General features: G+C 58.0%; 12 protein-coding genes and 4 tRNA genes. 3 read left to right on the top strand and 13 right to left on the bottom strand.

Features of this window, described 5'->3' with window-relative positions:
* Positions 1–236 precede the first annotated feature (236 nt).
* From rplL to LNV07_RS08630, 11 genes are all read right to left on the bottom strand, one after another.
* The gene (gene rplL, locus LNV07_RS08680) at positions 237–611 is read right to left on the bottom strand and encodes a 50S ribosomal protein L7/L12 (protein ID WP_263570778.1); all 375 of its coding nucleotides are present in this window, start codon (positions 609–611) and stop codon (positions 237–239) included.
* 46 nt (positions 612–657) lie between these two features.
* Positions 658–1,206, bottom strand: coding sequence for a 50S ribosomal protein L10 (gene rplJ, locus LNV07_RS08675; protein ID WP_263570777.1), 549 nt, complete (start codon positions 1,204–1,206; stop codon positions 658–660).
* A 318-nt stretch (positions 1,207–1,524) separates the two neighbouring features.
* Entirely contained in the window at positions 1,525–2,232 is a 708-nt protein-coding gene (gene rplA / locus LNV07_RS08670; RefSeq protein ID WP_263570776.1) for a 50S ribosomal protein L1, read from the bottom strand.
* A 1-nt stretch (position 2,233) separates the two neighbouring features.
* Entirely contained in the window at positions 2,234–2,665 is a 432-nt protein-coding gene (gene rplK, locus LNV07_RS08665) for a 50S ribosomal protein L11 (protein WP_263536003.1), read from the bottom strand.
* 175 nt (positions 2,666–2,840) lie between these two features.
* Complete coding sequence (nusG, locus tag LNV07_RS08660; RefSeq protein ID WP_263570775.1) at positions 2,841–3,425, bottom strand: transcription termination/antitermination protein NusG; 585 nt, start codon at positions 3,423–3,425, stop codon at positions 2,841–2,843.
* A gap of 53 nt (positions 3,426–3,478) precedes the next feature.
* Positions 3,479–3,862, bottom strand: a complete 384-nt coding sequence (gene secE / locus LNV07_RS08655; RefSeq protein ID WP_263570774.1) for a preprotein translocase subunit SecE — start codon at positions 3,860–3,862, stop codon at positions 3,479–3,481.
* Positions 3,863–4,013: 151 nt separating this feature from the next.
* Positions 4,014–4,089: transfer RNA gene (locus tag LNV07_RS08650), tRNA-Trp, on the bottom strand.
* A gap of 14 nt (positions 4,090–4,103) precedes the next feature.
* Positions 4,104–5,294, bottom strand: a complete 1,191-nt coding sequence (tuf, locus tag LNV07_RS08645; protein WP_263570773.1) for an elongation factor Tu — start codon at positions 5,292–5,294, stop codon at positions 4,104–4,106.
* Positions 5,295–5,344: 50 nt separating this feature from the next.
* Positions 5,345–5,419 (bottom strand) — tRNA-Thr (locus LNV07_RS08640).
* Between the two features lie 84 nt (positions 5,420–5,503).
* Positions 5,504–5,577 (bottom strand) — tRNA-Gly (locus LNV07_RS08635).
* Positions 5,578–5,671: 94 nt separating this feature from the next.
* Positions 5,672–5,757, bottom strand: a tRNA-Tyr gene (locus tag LNV07_RS08630).
* A gap of 656 nt (positions 5,758–6,413) precedes the next feature.
* Between LNV07_RS08630 and LNV07_RS08625 the strand changes: the two genes are divergently transcribed.
* The 3 genes from LNV07_RS08625 (at position 6,414) to LNV07_RS08615 (ending at position 14,493) form a co-directional block, all read left to right on the top strand.
* Positions 6,414–9,134: a TonB-dependent receptor gene (locus LNV07_RS08625; protein ID WP_263570772.1), complete on the top strand. Its 2,721-nt coding sequence runs from the start codon at positions 6,414–6,416 to the stop codon at positions 9,132–9,134.
* An 818-nt stretch (positions 9,135–9,952) separates the two neighbouring features.
* Positions 9,953–12,775: a TonB-dependent receptor gene (locus LNV07_RS08620; RefSeq protein WP_263570771.1), complete on the top strand. Its 2,823-nt coding sequence runs from the start codon at positions 9,953–9,955 to the stop codon at positions 12,773–12,775.
* Between the two features lie 107 nt (positions 12,776–12,882).
* Positions 12,883–14,493: a tryptophan halogenase family protein gene (locus tag LNV07_RS08615; protein ID WP_263570770.1), complete on the top strand. Its 1,611-nt coding sequence runs from the start codon at positions 12,883–12,885 to the stop codon at positions 14,491–14,493.
* Positions 14,494–14,522: 29 nt separating this feature from the next.
* On the opposite strand, the gene LNV07_RS08610 is transcribed toward LNV07_RS08615, so the two are convergent.
* A complete protein-coding gene (locus tag LNV07_RS08610) occupies positions 14,523–15,473 on the bottom strand; it encodes a cupin-like domain-containing protein (protein ID WP_263570769.1) in 951 nt (316 codons plus the stop codon).
* Between the two features lie 17 nt (positions 15,474–15,490).
* Positions 15,491–16,507, bottom strand: a complete 1,017-nt coding sequence (locus tag LNV07_RS08605) for a cupin-like domain-containing protein (RefSeq protein WP_263570768.1) — start codon at positions 16,505–16,507, stop codon at positions 15,491–15,493.
* Positions 16,508–16,513 lie beyond the last annotated feature (6 nt).

Raw genomic sequence — 16,513 nt, 5'->3', positions numbered from 1 at the left:
CACTTGAAAGAACCGCGCATCATACACCGCACGAGTCTTTCAACTAATCTCAACCGTAATAACCCTCAAACGTTAAAAGGGGAGGCCGTCAGGCCACCCCTTTTAAGCCCTGCAAGTGACTGCCAATTGATCTATTCCCAGCCCTCGTCAGGTGGAACATCTCTCTGGGCAGACCCAAGCAATGAGGCCTTTTGACATGATTGAAGCCGCCAGGCGGCGACTTCAACTTATGCCAATTACTTGACGTCGACCTTAGCGCCGGCGTCTTCAAGCTTCTTCTTGGCAGCTTCAGCGTCAGCCTTGGACACGCCTTCCTTGACAGCCTTAGGAGCGCCGTCGACCAGGTCTTTAGCTTCCTTCAGACCCAGGCCAGTGATTTCGCGAACAGCCTTAATCACGGAAACCTTCTGTGCGCCGCAATCGGTCAGGATCACGTTGAACTCGGTCTGCTCTTCAGCAACAGCAGCAGCGGCACCGCCACCTGCAGCTGGGCCGGCCATAGCGGCAGCGGACACGCCAAACTTTTCTTCAATGGCCTTGACCAGGTCATTGAGTTCCAGAACGGTCATTGCGTCCAGGGCGGAGATGAATGCGTCTTTATCGAATGCCATTTGTGGCTCCTAGATTCAGTTAATGGTTGCTTTATCAGCAGATCGTTCAGGCGGCAGGTGCAGCTTCTGCTGCAACTTCCGTAGCTTCGGCGGCAGCAGGAGCTGCGCCGGCACCACGTTGCTCCGACACGGCAGCCAGTACGCGTGCGAAACGCGACACAGGCGACTGCATCAGACCCAACAGTTGGGCCAGCAAAACTTCCTTGCTTGGGACTGAAGCCAATGCCTTGACGGCGTTGACATCCAGAGCCTTGCCACCGTAGGCGCCGCCTTTAATGACCAGTTTGTCGTTGGTTTTAGCGAAGTCAGCGATGACCTTCGCGGCAGCGACAGCGTCTTCAGAAAAGCCATAGATCAGCGGACCGACCATGCTCTCCGCGATGCACTCGAACTGAGTACCGGCAACGGCACGACGCGCCAGAGTGTTCTTCAGCACGTGAAGATACACACCCTTAGCACGCGCTTCGATGCGCAGCTTGTTCAGGTGATCAACGGTGAGGCCACGGTATTCGGCCAACGCCAAGGTCTGCGACTTTGCCGCTTGGGCTGCCACATCCGTAACGACGGCTGCTTTCTCGTTGCGATTGAGACTCAAGGTCTACTCCTCACAATTACGTGCCCTTTGCCTTGCGGCTCCAGACACACCCGGGTTCAGCGACCTTCTGTCCAGAAACCCATCGCACCACTCTTGACGAGTCGAGCGACAAATCCTTTACAGCGGGACCGCCATCTGCGCTGGCTTCAAACAAGGCTCCAAGCTATCAAGGCTCTCGGCTCCGTTGTCCATTAAGCAAGTACCCGAAGGTACTCGCACCAGCGGTCTTGGATGACGCGAACCAGGCTTGCGCCCAATTCGCCCCACCAATTCTTCGGCACAGCGCCAGACTCGCGCCGCACAATTTCGTTCGCTTTTTTAGGCGGAAGCCTGAGCGTTGATGCTGGCCACATCCACGCGGGCGCCAACGCCCATGGTGGAAGACACAGCGACCTTGCGCAGGTAAACACCCTTGCTGGTGGCTGGCTTGGACTTGTTCAAAGCCTCGATCAGCGCACGCAAGTTGCCTTCCAGCTTATCGGTGTCGAACGAACGACGACCCAAAGTGCCGTGAATGATGCCGCCCTTGTCAACGCGGAACTGGACCTGACCAGCCTTGGCGTTCTTGACAGCGGTCGCGACGTCGGGCGTCACGGTGCCGACCTTAGGGTTAGGCATCAGGCCGCGTGGGCCCAAGATCTGACCCAAGGTGCCGACGATACGCATCGTGTCTGGCGAGGCGATGACCACATCGAAAGGCATGTCACCAGCCTTGATGCGCTCGGCCAAGTCTTCCATGCCGACGATGTCTGCACCGGCTGCCTTGGCTTCTTCAGCCTTGGCGCCTTGAGCGAACACGGCCACGCGCTTGGTCTTGCCGATGCCGTGTGGCATCACGACCGCGCCGCGAACGACTTGGTCAGATTTCTTCGAGTCCACGCCCAGCTGAACAGCCACGTCGATGGATTCGTCGAACTTGGCAACGGCCAGACTCTTGACCAGGGTCAAGGCTTCGGTCAGCGAGTACAGCTTGGTCGTCTCGACCTTGCCCAGATTCGCCTTTTGGCGTTTTGTAAGCTTGGCCATATCAGACTCCCTCAACCAGCACGCCCATCGAGCGAGCCGAACCAGCAATCGTACGAACTGCTGCATCCAAATCGGCTGCAGTCAGGTCCTTGGTCTTGATCTTGGCGATCTCTTCCAACTGGGCGCGGGTCAGCTTGCCGACCTTTTCCAGGTGCGGCTTGGCCGAACCCTTGTCCAGCTTGGCCAACTTCTTGATCAGGGCAGTCGCTGGAGGCGACTTGATCACGAAAGTGAAGCTCTTGTCTGCGAAGGCGGTAATCACCACCGGCAGCTTCATGCCTGGCTCATGACCCTGCGTCTGGGCGTTGAACGCCTTGCAGAATTCCATGATGTTCAGGCCACGCTGACCCAGCGCGGGACCGACCGGCGGCGATGGATTCGCCTTGCCTGCCGCTACTTGCAGCTTGATAAAGCCGACAATTTTCTTAGCCATAGATTCTCCTAACAGAGTCGCGGCGGCTGAGCCGCAACCCCTGAGTGCTAGCGCAAGGGGCTAGCAGCTTGACGCCGCATACCCTTGCTCCTCTTGTTCACATCTCGTTGTGAACTGATTACGGACAGATTGCCGGGCACTTACACACCCAGCGAGCCCTGTCCAGCTCTTAAACTTAAACCTTCTCGACCTGCGCGAAGTCCAACTCGACCGGCGTAGCGCGGCCGAAGATGGTGACGGACACGCTGACCTTGGACTTGTCGTAATTGACACCTTCGATGGCGCCGTTGAAGTCCGTGAACGGGCCTTCCTTGACGCGCACGATTTCGCCAACCATCCACTCGACCTTTGGCCGTGGCTTCTCGATGCCTTCTTGCATCTGATTGACGATCTTCTGTACCTCAGCCTCGGAAATTGGAGCCGGACGGTTCTTCGCGCCACCCACAAAACCGGTCACCTTGGAGGTGTGTTTGACCAAATGCCAGGTGTCATCCTCCATCGCCATCTCAACCAGCACATAGCCAGGGAAAAAACGGCGCTCGGTGACGGCCTTTTTGCCGTTCTTCAACTCAACGACTTCTTCGGTCGGCACCAGGATGCGGCCAAACTTGTCTTGCATGCCGGCACGGTCAATGCGCTCACGCAAATTGCGCTCAACCGCCTTTTCCATGCCCGAATAGGCGTGCACCACATACCAGCGCTTGGGGAGTCCGGTCGGCACCACGGCCTCGACCGCGGCGTTGCCTAGTTCTTCAGTCATTGCAATCCTTCAACGCTATTTCAACGCTCAGTAAACGTCAGGTCGGTGCTTGCTTAACGCTTCCAACCCAGCACCAAGTCGTACAAGACCCATTCCAGCGTTTTATCGGTCAACCAAAGGAACAGCGCCATGATCACCACAAAGGCGAAAACATAACCGGTCATTTGGCGCGCCTCTTTGTGCGTCGGCCAAACCACCTTGCGCACCTCGCGCGTCGAGTCGCGCCCATAAGCGATCAAGGCTTTGCCCGACTCGGAAGTAAAAAACGCACCCACCGCACCAGCCAGCAGCACCAACAGCGCCGCCCATTGAACGATAGGCCCCTGCTTGGACAAGGAGTAATAGGCCACGAGGGCAGCCGTCAGCAACAGCACCGCACCGACCAACTTGGCCTTATCAGCGCTGGTTGTTACCGTTTCGACTTGAGAATTGGACATTGATTCACTTCCATGCCACGCACTGAGTGCGGACATTCGATATTTCAAACACTTGTTCGGCGATACCCACCAGCAGCAAAGCCCGCCGGGAATAACTCCCGCGGGCCGATTGCCTAGAACCAGTAAACCAACTACCGTGATCAGCGGAAGTTGGCAGGGGCGGAGGGTTTCGAACCTTCAACCTTCGGTTTTGGAGACCGACGCTCTGCCAATTGAGCTACGCCCCTATGGCGCTGATAGTTTAAGCGATGATCGTAGCAACCACGCCCGAACCAACGGTACGGCCACCTTCGCGAATCGCGAAGCGCAGACCTGTTTCCATCGCGATCGGAGCGATCAGCTTGATCGTCATGCCGACGTTGTCGCCAGGCATAACCATTTCCTTGTCCTTCGGCAATTCAACAGCACCGGTCACGTCAGTCGTACGGAAGTAGAACTGTGGACGATAGTTGTTGAAGAACGGCGTGTGGCGGCCGCCCTCTTCCTTAGACAAGACATACACCTCAGCCGTGAAGTGGGTGTGTGGCTTGATCGAACCTGGCTTGCTCAGCACTTGGCCGCGCTCGACGTCTTCACGCTTGGTGCCGCGCAGCAAGATGCCGACGTTGTCACCGGCTTGACCTTGGTCCAGCAGCTTGCGGAACATTTCCACGCCGGTCACGGTTGTCTTTTGGACATCACGGATACCAACGATTTCAATTTCTTCGCCGACCTTGACGATACCGCGCTCGATACGGCCGGTCACCACGGTGCCGCGACCCGAGATCGAGAACACGTCTTCAACCGGCAGCAAGAAGGCGCCGTCCATGGCACGCTCAGGCTGAGGGATGTAGCTGTCCAGTGCATCGGCCAGCGCGAAAATCGCCTGCTCGCCCAATGGACCCTTGTCGCCTTCCAGCGCCAGCTTGGCCGAACCTTTGATGATCGGTGTGTCATCGCCAGGGAAGTCATACTTGGACAAGAGCTCGCGCACTTCCATTTCGACCAGCTCCAGCAACTCGGCGTCGTCCACCATGTCGCACTTGTTCAGGAAGACGATGATGTACTTCACACCAACCTGACGAGCCAGCAAGATGTGCTCGCGAGTCTGTGGCATCGGACCGTCAGCGGCCGAGCAAACCAGAATCGCGCCGTCCATCTGAGCCGCGCCGGTGATCATGTTCTTCACATAGTCGGCGTGGCCTGGGCAGTCCACGTGTGCGTAGTGACGGCCAGCCGTCTCATACTCAACGTGAGCCGTGTTGATCGTGATACCACGAGCCTTTTCTTCCGGTGCCGCGTCGATCTGGTCATAGGCCTTGGCCTCGCCGCCGAACTTAGCTGCCAGCACGGTTGCGATAGCCGCCGTCAGCGTGGTCTTACCATGGTCAACGTGACCGATCGTGCCCACATTGACGTGTGGCTTGGTACGTTCAAATTTGCTTTTTGCCATTTCTGCGCTCCGAAAGAGTATCAGTACAGACTAGAAGAAGAAAAAAGAGGTGGTGCCCATGACGCGGATCGAACGCGTGACCTCTCCCTTACCAAGGGAGTGCTCTACCACTGAGCCACATGGGCATCGACACAGGTTTGGAGACTTTACTCAAAACCGCAAACCAGTATCGACGACTTACAAACAATAAAGACCGACACCAACAGCACTGGAGCGGGAGACGGGAATCGAACCCGCGTGATCAGCTTGGAAGGCTGGAGTTCTACCATTGAACTACTCCCGCCCGGGAGCCTTGCCTTACTTCTTACTTTCACTCGCCCTCCCGGGATCGAGTCGCCGGACCAGCCAGCGACTCGAATCAAGAAAAGCGTTTGCCTTGGTGGAGGAGGCTGGATTCGAACCAGCGTACGCGTTAGCGGGCAGATTTACAGTCTGCTGCCTTTAACCACTCGGCCACCCCTCCGAGGCAAGCCCGCAACTATAGCACAGCATTTTCAGCGCGCAAAGGGATTTCTTCAATTACAAAGCAAAGAGGGCTTTGAATCGCAAAAACTCACCCCCAAGATGCCCGCCACTTACCACCAGACCGCATACCACCTTCAGCGGGGCTTGGCATACCAGTTCAACACCCGCCGCAAACACGCACCCAGACCAAACGACTAGAAGATCACAACGGATCCCGTCGCATCCTTACTACAAGTTCTTCGCAGCAAACCCGGCTTGACCCCGCCACACGTCACAAGGCTATCGTTGCAGAACAGCAGCTACCCGAGCACCAAACCCCTCCAAGCCAGACAAACAGGGCGAGAACACCGCAACGGGGCGCCTCCAGCGCACTCCTAGATTGCAATCACCGCAATCGAATCCAAACGAACCCACAAGCACCAAGTCCCGCCAAAGAATTCGGTGGCGGCGCCGCCACAGCAGGGAAAACACGGACACAAAAGTGGTAGCAAAGTGGCACTACCGGACCGTATAGTGGCATGAGATTGGTTGTATTCATCTGTCTTTGGCGGCATCAAGCCCTTCCTAGTCCTCAATTCGGACTTCCGGAGCGCGGGTGCTAATTGAAACCGGACCGAGCCATTAAATTGCTCCTGTCTACATTGAGGATAAGTAATGAAGGTCAAACTGAGCCCTATCGCAGCAGCCGTCACGATGACGCTGCTGAGCGTTACATTGGCAGCGCAAGCGCAGCAGGCTGAAACAAAGCCAGCAGCAAAGCAAGACAGCACCCAGCTTGAGCAAGTGGTGGTTACCGGTATCCGCTCGGCCCGCGAGTCCTCCATCAATGCCAAGCGCAACGGCGAGGGCATCATGGAAGTGATCACCGCCGAAGACGTGGGCAAGATGCCCGACAAGAACGTAGCCGACTCCCTACAACGCCTGCCAGGCGTGAACACAATCACCGCCGGCGGCAATGAAGGCGGATTCGGCGAAAACGACCGCGTAAGCATGCGCGGCACCCCACCAAGCTTGACCAACACCCTGATCAACGGGCACGTCGTTGGTACTGGCGACTGGTTCATCCTGAACCAAGCTGCTTCTGGCCGTAGCGTCAGCTACTCGCTTCTGCCTTCGCAAATGATTGACCGCGTTGAAGTCTCCAAGACTTCCCGCGCCGATACGGTTGAAGGCGGTGTTGCAGGCTCGGTCGACATCAAGACTCGCTCCCCTTTGAATGCCAAGAAGCAATTTGAAGCGCTGGCTTCAATTGGCGGGGTCTACTCCACGTTGTCTGAGAAGTATGACCCTCAACTGAGTGCTGCGATTAACTGGAAGAACGAGGCCAAGACAATCGGCGTCATGGCTCAAGTTTTCAGTGAAAAGCGCACCATTCGCCGTGATGGCCAAGAGTTCTTCTGGCACGGTTCGATCGACTCACTGTGGGGTCACAACGACCTAGCGATCGCAGCGCACCCCGAATTGAAGGGCCAGGTCATGAGCTTGATGACCGGCGCCGCCCTGTTCGAACAAGAGCGTAAGCGCGAAGGTGGATTGCTGACTGTTCAATTCCGACCAACTGCCGGCGTTGACCTTGAGTTGTCCGGCTTCACGTCCAAGCTGAAGGCCGACAATATCAACCGCAACTTCATCACGACGCTGCACAAGCCAATCGTCAATTCACCGAGCGGAGTGATTCCTACCGGCATCACCGCTGGCGGCGGCAACATCTCAGCGATCACTATTCCTGCTGCCACCACTTGTGATGCAGGTGCAACTTGCGCGCCTTCAGCAACCGACACCATCTATCGTCCGGGCGCATCATCAGAATCCCAGTACCTCAACTTTGACGGCAAGTTCAAGATCAGCGATGCCTTCAGCGTCAGCACCAAGCTCGGCACCACCACCGGCAAAGGCTTGACTCCAAAAGACATTGGCATGGAAATCTGGGCTCAGCCAGCTTCTGTCGATTACAAGAGCAGCGGCAGCGGCAACCCTGTTGTCGTCAAGGTTGCCAATTCGGGCAAGTGGACCGTTGGACCCGATGGCGACGCAGGCCTTGTCCAGTTGGATCCATGGGGCTCGAACACCACATCTAAGGACACCGAGCACTACGGCCAAGCCGATGGCATGCTGAATTTGGGTGAAGGCATGTTCGAGCGGCTCAAATTTGGCGCCCGCTACACCGAGCACACACGTGAACTGACGCAATACGGACTCAATACAGCAGCCGCTGGCCGGGTGCCAGGCACTTTGCCATGGGGCGGCCAGCTGTATCCGAGCAACTACGGCTCGGGCCTTGGTTTGCCATCGATTGACTACGCACAGATGGACAAGGGAACGCTGGCCGCCTGGAGCGCCAAGTACCAGACTCCCGGCGCCTTGCTCAACGATTCGTACTACAAAGTTAAAGAGCCTGTCTCCGCTGCCTATGTCATGACCGACATGGTTTTCGGCAACGTGACAGCGAATATGGGCTTGCGCGCCGTGCACTCAAAGACGGACGTCACTCGTAATCTGCTGCAAGCTGACAAGACGACTTACGCCGCCTCGACCGTCTCGAACACCAATACCGAATACCTGCCTAGCGCCTCCGTGCGCGCCGACCTCGGTCGTGACATCGTCCTGCGCTCATCGCTGGCCAGAACGATGTCCCGCCCAGATTTCGGGCAGCTTGGCAGCCTTTCCCTGGACAATTTGACGCATACAGGTACCGGCGGAAATCCAAACCTGAAGCCGATTCTGTCGAATAACTTTGACGTCGGCGCCGAATGGTATTTCGCTCCAAAGGCAATGGTTTCGGCAGCCCTGTTCCACATGGACTTGAAGTCCTATGTGTCGCTCGGAACCTTCAAGGGCACCTTCCTGAACACTCAGACCGGCAAGCTTGAAGAGTACACATTGACAGCCGCCAAGAACACGACGGCCTCTGTTAACGGCATCGAGTTGAATATCGACATGCCGATTGGTGCTGGCTTTGGCTTCAACTCGAACTACACCTATGCGGACGGCAAGGAAACTAGCGATGGTTGCAAGGCCGAACAAGCCAAGGGCAAGGATCAAGCTTGCGACATGCTGGGCAATTCGAAGAATTCGTTCAACATCGGCGGCTACTACGAAGCCTATGGCTTCAATGCTCGAGTCGCCTACAACCGCCGCTCTGCTTTCCTGAACGGCCTAAGCCGAGCCGACGCGATCTATCAAGATACGTCGGGCACTTGGATGGCATCGTTGGGCTATGACTTCACACCCAATCTGGCGTTGACGTTTGACGCCAAGGACATCAACAAGCCGATCCTGAAGTCGTACAAGTATGACGGCGCCAACAACAAGCAGCCTCAATCCTTCTACGACAACGGCGCTCAGTACTACCTGACCTTGCGCGCGAAGTACTAAAGCCTAGTTTAGAAACTCCCTGACAGGGGCAGTAGGAATTCGTTCCTACTGCCCTTTTTTTTAGCCCGGTGCTGCAACTACTCTTTCCGGTCGGACCGGCTAGAGCGTCACAGCCCGTAGGGGCGGCGCACAAGAGCAGCTTGATCAGGGGCGGCAGATGCTTCCCGGGCACCTCGTTTGACTGGCACAGGATGATCGAGTCAGCAAACGCAATCCCACCGCGCCGGATAAGGGCCATATCTTTTTGGGTCGGCGCGTCGCCAGGCCTCTCTAGGGTCAATACCACCTGAAACCCTCCAGAGCATACCAATCGACTACCCAACACAAGCCCCGCAATTAGATTCAAGAAGTAGAACGCGGCGCGGACAGCCGTCGCATGTTTGACACAACTCAGCCTCAGCGCTGCACTTTCCGCAACCTCACACATTCAAAATCACAAGGTGCGGAGCAGTATTTACCCTGCCATGAAAGCCGGCCACACCGCATGAACAGGGCGCTCGCGGGCAAAGGCATGGTCTCCTGTCCTTGAGTTTCGCGAACCCGCACCGGGCAAATAGAAGCCGGGTCGAAGGCGGTCAGTCCTTTCAAATAGGATCGAAAATTTTGGTGGCAACGCCGCCACAACAGGGAAAACACGGACATAAAAGTGGTAGCAAAGTGGCACTACGTCGCCGTATAGTGGCATGGCATTGGTTGCATTCGTATGTCTTTAGCGGTGTCAAGCTCTTCGCAGTCCTCCAAACAGGCTGACCGGGCTTAGGTACCAAGTGGAAACAGGCCGAGTTATAAAAGTCTCTTGGCCAAATTAAGGAAAAGAAATGAAGGTCAAACAGAGCCCTATCGCTGCAGCGGTAACGCTGACACTTTTGAGCGTCGCATTCGCAGCGAACGCGCAACAGGCTGAACAAAAGCCCGTCAAGAAAGAAGACACCAACCAGCTTGAGCAGGTTGTCGTCACCGGTATTCGCGCATCGCAAGAGAAGTCGCTGAGCGTCAAGCGCAATGCTGACACCCACATCGACGTCATCTCCGCCGAAGACATCGGCAAGATGCCCGACAAAAACGTAGCCGACTCGCTGGCTCGTGTGCCTGGCGTGACCATCCTGAACAGCCCATCGGGCGGCTCGGGTGGTTTTGACGAGCGTGACCGTGTCGGCCTGCGCGGTACCAACCCTAGCCTGACCCAGACCATGCTGGACAGCCATGCCGTCGCCAATGGCGACTGGTTCGTGCTGGAGCAGACCGGCGCCGGCGTCGGCCGCAGCGTCAGCTATTCGCTGCTCCCCTCCGAATTGGTGAGCCGCGTTGAAGTGCACAAGAACGCGCAAGCTTCTGATACCGAAGGCGGTACAGCCGGTTCGATCAACATCATCACCCGCAAACCGCTGGACTTCGCCAAAGCGCTGACCTTCGAAGCCAGTGTGGGCGCAGTCTATGCTGACCTGCCCAAGAAGTCAGACCCGCAACTGAGCGCCCTTTTCAACTACAAGAACGAATCCAAGACCTTCGGCATCTTGGTGCAAGCGTTCAACGAAAAGCGTACGCTGCGTCGCGATGGTGTCGAGACTTTCGCACATGATGGTCAGATGTCCCTGACGCCCATCACCAAAGCGTCGCATGCGGATGCCGTGGCTCTAAACCCGAGCTTGGAAGGTGTGTTATTCCCCAATCTGATGGGTTCGGCCTACTTCACGCAGGAACGCGTGCGCACGGGTGGCTTGGTGAGCGCCCAGTTCAAGCCTACCAAGGACATCGACCTGTCGCTGACCGGCTTCCAATCCAAGATGGAAGCGGACAATTACAACCGCAATTACATGCTGTCAAACCAATGGGCGTTGAGCCGCTCGCCATCGGCGATCAGCAACGTCACGGTTGACCCCAAGACCAACATCCTGACCAGCGCCGACTACACGTTCGCGAAGCCCACCGTCTTTGGCGTGTACGACATGATTTCGCGCAAGGCCTCGGCCGAAACCGGTTTCATCAACCTGGAAGGCTCCTGGAAGGTCAACGACGCACTGAAATTCTCGGGCAACGCAGGCACATCTACGGGCAAGGGCAAGACCATTACCCAAGACGTGTTTGAAGGCGACATCCATGCGACCTCGGGTGGCTTCGCGCTGCACGGCGGCGGTACGGCTCCTTCCTTCAACATCAAGAAGGCTGCCTCCCCTGATGCTGGTGTACCTTATCAGTTGGACTGGATCTTTGGCGACCAAAACGTTGTCGTTCAAGACAAGGAAACCTGGGGTCAGGTCGATGCGGAATACTCCCTCGACATGGGCATGCTCCGCGGCCTGAAGTTCGGCGTGCGCGGCGCGAACCACAAGCGATTCACGGACGGCCCCATCATCGGTCAAGGTCCAAACTGGGGCGCCCCTGTGTCGGGCGCGAATGGTCTGCCTATTGGCCTGAAGGACGGCGACTACACTGGGTCCTATCCGAGCAATTTCGGTAGCGGCTTGGGCAGCGGCTTCCCGACCGATATCAAGTATGCATCACCAGAGGCTCTGGCCGCATATAACAAGATCAACGCTGCTCGCCCTATCGCCCGCCGCATGGCTCTGCACGAGTACTCGGTGGAGGAAAACGTGAAGTCCGGCTATTTGATGGGTAACTTGGAAGGCGAAGGCTGGAGCGGCAACGTTGGCCTGCGGCTTGTCAATACCAAGACCTCGTCCTTGGTTTGGGTTCCCACCAGTGACAAGACAAAGCCAGGCTATGCCGCGTCCGCTTTTGCAGCCGTTGGCCCAGCTTGGACGGATCCGTCGGGCTACTACCAGACTTTCCAAGAGCGCAGCTATACGGACGCTCTGCCCAGCGCAAGCATCCGCATCGACGTGACGCCTAAGGTGGTTGCGCGCATGGCGCTGTCGAAGACGATGACTCGCCCTGATTACACCGCGCTGTCAAGCGCTCAACTCACGGGCGTGTACAGCGACCCAACCGGTAAAGCAGTGGGCACCGGTTCCACTGGCAATCCGGATCTGGATCCAGTTCGCTCGACCAACTTTGACGCCAACATCGAGTGGTACTTCGCGCCGCGCGCCTTCGTTTCGATGGGTGCCTTCCACATGGCACTTGATAGCTACATCATCGATGGTGTGAAGCGCGCGAACCTCACGACCGACCTCACCCCTGCCGGTGGACAGCCTGGCAAGCCTGGCAACACCATGATCACGGCTCCTTTCGATCTGACCACTCAGATCAACAAGAAGGCCAGCGTCACGGGCTTGGAGTTCGCGTTTGAAATGCCAGTTGCAGGCAACTTCGGCGTCAATGCCAACTACACCTTTGCAGACTCTCACGATATTGATGGTGCCGATCTGCGTGGTTCGGTCAAGCACACTGCCAACGTAGGTGGTTTCTTCGAGAACGACAACTTCTCGGCACGCTTGACCTACGGCTACTCGTCGGATAACTACTTGGGCCGCGACCGTGGCACCAAGTACTACCAGATGGGCGGTGGTGTCTTGTCCGCATCGCTGGGCTACAAGATCAATGAGCACTTCGCTGTCAGCCTTGACGCGCAGAATCTGAATGATCCTACGCTGAAGTACTACGGTGATTTCGAGTCCCAGCCCCGCGCCATCTACAAGAACGGCCGTCAGTTCTATCTGACCGCGCGCATCAAGTATTGATGTCAGACGGCGCTACCAGGGCCCTCGGGTTCCAGTAGCGCCCAATGTGACCATAATCAAAGGGGGACGTGTCAAACACGTTCCCCTTTTTACCTTGCGAAGCCCTCATGAACGACACCGCCACCGTCTTCAATCAACACATTGCCGCCCGCTCACTTGGCGAATCCACCGACGCACCGCCACCCGTGCGACATGTTTGCGTGGTGGGGGGCGGCACGGCGGGCTGGATGACGGCGCTGATGCTGGCGACCACGGCCTACGGTCCTCGGCTCAAGGTGACAGTGGTGGAGTCACCGCAGGTTGGCATCATCGGCGTGGGCGAAGGCTCGACGCCCTGGCTGCGCGGCTTCTTCGATGGCTTGGGCATCGAAGAGTCGGAATGGATGCCGGCCTGCAACGCCACCTACAAGAGTGGCATCACCTTTCAGAACTGGTCCACCAAACCGGGTTTCGAGCGCTACTTCCACCCCTTCGCCTCGATGCTGGACAACATGACCATGCATCAATTCGTGGACAACGTCCATGCGCGGCTGGACGGCGCGGACGTCCACGCCCACCCCGACCGCTTTTTCGTCGCCGCCGCACTGGCCCGCCAGGGCCGTGGTCCGCGCGCGCAACACAGCTTTCCCTTTGACGTTTGGTACGGCTATCACTTCGACGCCACTTTGCTCGGGGCATTTTTAGGCCGCAAGACCGTGGAGCGCGGCGTTTGCCATCTGCAAGGCCATGTCACCGAAGTGATGCTGAATGAGCGGGGCGATATCGATCGCCTGCAACTCGGTGACGGAAGCTCCCTGGAGGCCGACTTCTTCGTCGACTGCAGCGGCTTTGCCTCCTTGCTGATCGGCAAAGCACTGCAGACCCCGTTCATCTCCTACGCCGAAAACCTCTTCAACGACGCGGCGATAGCCATGCCTACGCCGCACGAAGGCGTCATCGAATCACAAACCGTTTCCACCGCATTGCGTCACGGTTGGGCCTGGAAGATTCCGCTCACCAATCGCTGCGGCAACGGCTATGTGTACAGCAGCGCGCATTGCTCGGCGGACCAGGCCGAGACCGAGTTGCGCAAACACATCGGCGCGCTGGATTCCGACCTCCCGGCCCGGCACCTGAAGATGCGTGTCGGCCGCATGGCCAAGCAATGGAATCGCAATTGCGTGGCTGTGGGCTTGTCACAAGGCTTCATTGAACCGCTGGAGGCCACGGCGCTGTTGTTTGTGCAACGCACGGCGGGCATGCTGGTGGATGCGTTGGAGCAGGGCGACATCAGCCAAGCCGCTCAGGACCAGTTCAACGAAGCCATGCGGGTGCGCTTCGAGAACACCCGCGACTACATCGTGGCGCACTACAAAACCAATTCGCGCACCGACACCGATTACTGGCGCGCCAACGCCGAGAACATGAATTTGTCGGCCTCGCTGCAACAGGTGCTGATGACCTGGATGTCGCGCAAGCCACTGGCGCCCGTTCTCAAAGCGGGCCGCTTCGGGCAGGGCTATCCGATCGTTTCTTGGTATGCGCTGCTGGCAGGCATGGGCATTTTTCCAGAAGGGGATGACTTACAACCGCCGACCGCCCATCAAGCACGCCATCGCCTGAACACGGTGGATGACTTCGTGGCGCGCAGCGCCCTGAACTTCCCCGACCACCGCGAACTGCTTGCCAATATTCCACCCCGCGCCGGTGACCAGACCCTGCAGCTTTATCTCTGGTAGCGGCCTGTCTGGGGCCTATGTGCGGCCGTTCACGACCGCCGCGCCAAAACTCCCTGCATCTGAGCGGGTATGTGCGCCGCAGGATCTTGCTTTCGCTGCACCACATAGTGCTCGAACATGGCCGCCCAGGCATCGCGCTGATGGGCGGGAATTGCATTCAACACCTTGATGGCTTGGAGCAGGCTGGCTACCGGGCTTGGCAGTTCGGGCTCTCCCATCACCGGCCACCAGTAGTTGATCAGCAGGTTCACTTTCTCCAAGGCCTCGACCTGATGGAACCACAATGGCGGGATGTAGAGCGCGTCGCCCGGCTCCATCTCGGCGATCTGGGCGCAAGCCAAGGCCTCACGGTAGCGCGGATACCGCTCAAGGTCGGGTTGATTCGGATGCACGACCGAGATCGGCGCGCCCGACGGCGTGAACTCAAGCGGGCCCATGTAGAGATTGCCCACCTGCTCGGGCGCAAAAAGCGTAAAGCGGCGCCGCCCCGCCACTACGCAAGCGATGTTGTAGGGATGGTCATGATGCACCGGCACCGTCAGCGCATTGCCCAGCCAAAAGTTTGGAATCACGCCCGGCAATGCGTTCAGGGAGTTTTCGGCCAAGAAGCCAGGGATGACTTCGCTCACCTTGGCGCATTGCGCGGCAATGGACGGCACGCCCTCAACAGGCAAATAGGCCTGCAGATGCGCCATGAACTCGGCCAAGCCCATGCGCGCCTTGACGAAATCAAAGTCGGTCAGGGCTTCGTTAAAACCCATCACACCGCGTGCCGAAGCTCGCGTCTTGGTGGCGATGACCTCAGTCCCCTGATCAAACCGGCGCAGATAGTCACAAATACCCAGAGCCGTTTCACGGCCGGCATGTACTGCAGGCCAGTGCCGGACCAGCCCCCTGAGCAACAGCGGCTGAGCAGATTGCTCAAGGCGTCGCTTAAGCTCCGGCTCATCGGCCGCCACGCAACTCTCAACCGGCTTCATAGGTCTCCATGCTGAATTCAGGAATTCATGCGGTCAGCGATATCTCTGCGGATCGCCGCATCGAAGGCCGCATCCACTTCGCCGAACATATGCCGCTGGCCTGCGGGAATATGCGCAAGCGCCTCATCCCTCGCCCCAAACACATAATGCGCCAGCATGGCGCGCCAGCCTTCGCGCTCAGGCTCAGGCAGATGGCGAAATGCAAGCATTGCCAAGCGCATGGCGGCGATGTGCAAGTCATCCTTGCGCTGCGGTGCGGGCTCGGGCCGCCACCAGTAGTTCATCAGAATATTCAGATGCGGCGCCAGCGCCTCAACCTGATGGAACCACAAGGGCGGGATGTAGAGCGCGTCGCCCGGCTCCAACTCGGCCACCGCGGCATGCTCCAAGGCCTCAGCCAGCAAGGGAAAGCGCTCCCTGTCGGCCGTCAGCAAATCGGGCACCACCGACATGGGCGCGGGCGTCGGCGCATAGTCCGGTGGCCCCAGATAAAGCAGCGGTGCACATTGCGGCGGCAGCAAAGTGAAACGGCGCCGTCCTGCTGCGACGCAGGCAATATTGTGGGAGTCGTCGAAATGCGCAGGCACCGTGGCACGGTTGCCAATCCAGATGCGCGGCGTAACATCGGCCGCTAGCAGCGGGCAGGCATTGACCCGTTCAAGGCCGGGCAAGGCCTCTGACACCAGCGCACTTTGCGCCGCCAAGCTGGGCGGCTCGGCGAAATGGCTGTAGCGCCAAAGCTGTTCAAACAAGGCGGCATAGGGGCGCTTGTCGTACATGAAGTTGAAACCATCCAGTTCCGGCTTATAGCTGAAGGCGCGCGTGGGCCCCGGCTTGGCCAGCACGGCGTCCACGGCCTCGCCCTGGTCAAAGCTCATCAAGTACTGCAAGCAGGGCTCCAGCCCCGCACGACCTTGGGTCACCAGCGGCCATTGCCCGACCAAGCCGCGCATCACCACCGGTTGATAGGCGGGCACGATCTCTTGTTCGAATATTTCCCGCGTAACGCGATCACGCTCGAGCATGGGCTTCATGATTTG

The organism is Roseateles oligotrophus (genome assembly GCF_025717515.1).
GTDB classification, from domain to species: domain Bacteria; phylum Pseudomonadota; class Gammaproteobacteria; order Burkholderiales; family Burkholderiaceae_C; genus Paucibacter_A; species Paucibacter_A oligotrophus.
Note: the sequence above shows the minus strand (reverse complement) of the source record. Positions and strands in the feature narration are given on the sequence as shown.

Bases quoted from the DNA above. Each gene is read 5' to 3' on its own strand.
- rplL (WP_263570778.1), bottom strand. From the start codon at position 611: ATGGCATTCGATAAAGACGCATTCATCTCCGCCCTGGACGCAATGACC.
- rplA (WP_263570776.1), bottom strand. From the start codon at position 2,232: ATGGCCAAGCTTACAAAACGCCAAAAGGCGAATCTGGGCAAGGTCGAG.
- rplK (WP_263536003.1), bottom strand. From the start codon at position 2,665: ATGGCTAAGAAAATTGTCGGCTTTATCAAGCTGCAAGTAGCGGCAGGC.
- nusG (WP_263570775.1), bottom strand. From the start codon at position 3,425: ATGACTGAAGAACTAGGCAACGCCGCGGTCGAGGCCGTGGTGCCGACC.
- secE (WP_263570774.1), bottom strand. From the start codon at position 3,862: ATGTCCAATTCTCAAGTCGAAACGGTAACAACCAGCGCTGATAAGGCC.
- tuf (WP_263570773.1), bottom strand. From the start codon at position 5,294: ATGGCAAAAAGCAAATTTGAACGTACCAAGCCACACGTCAATGTGGGC.
- LNV07_RS08625 (WP_263570772.1), top strand. From the start codon at position 6,414: ATGAAGGTCAAACTGAGCCCTATCGCAGCAGCCGTCACGATGACGCTG.
- LNV07_RS08620 (WP_263570771.1), top strand. From the start codon at position 9,953: ATGAAGGTCAAACAGAGCCCTATCGCTGCAGCGGTAACGCTGACACTT.
- LNV07_RS08615 (WP_263570770.1), top strand. From the start codon at position 12,883: ATGAACGACACCGCCACCGTCTTCAATCAACACATTGCCGCCCGCTCA.
- LNV07_RS08610 (WP_263570769.1), bottom strand. From the start codon at position 15,473: ATGAAGCCGGTTGAGAGTTGCGTGGCGGCCGATGAGCCGGAGCTTAAG.
- LNV07_RS08605 (WP_263570768.1), bottom strand. From the start codon at position 16,507: ATGAAGCCCATGCTCGAGCGTGATCGCGTTACGCGGGAAATATTCGAA.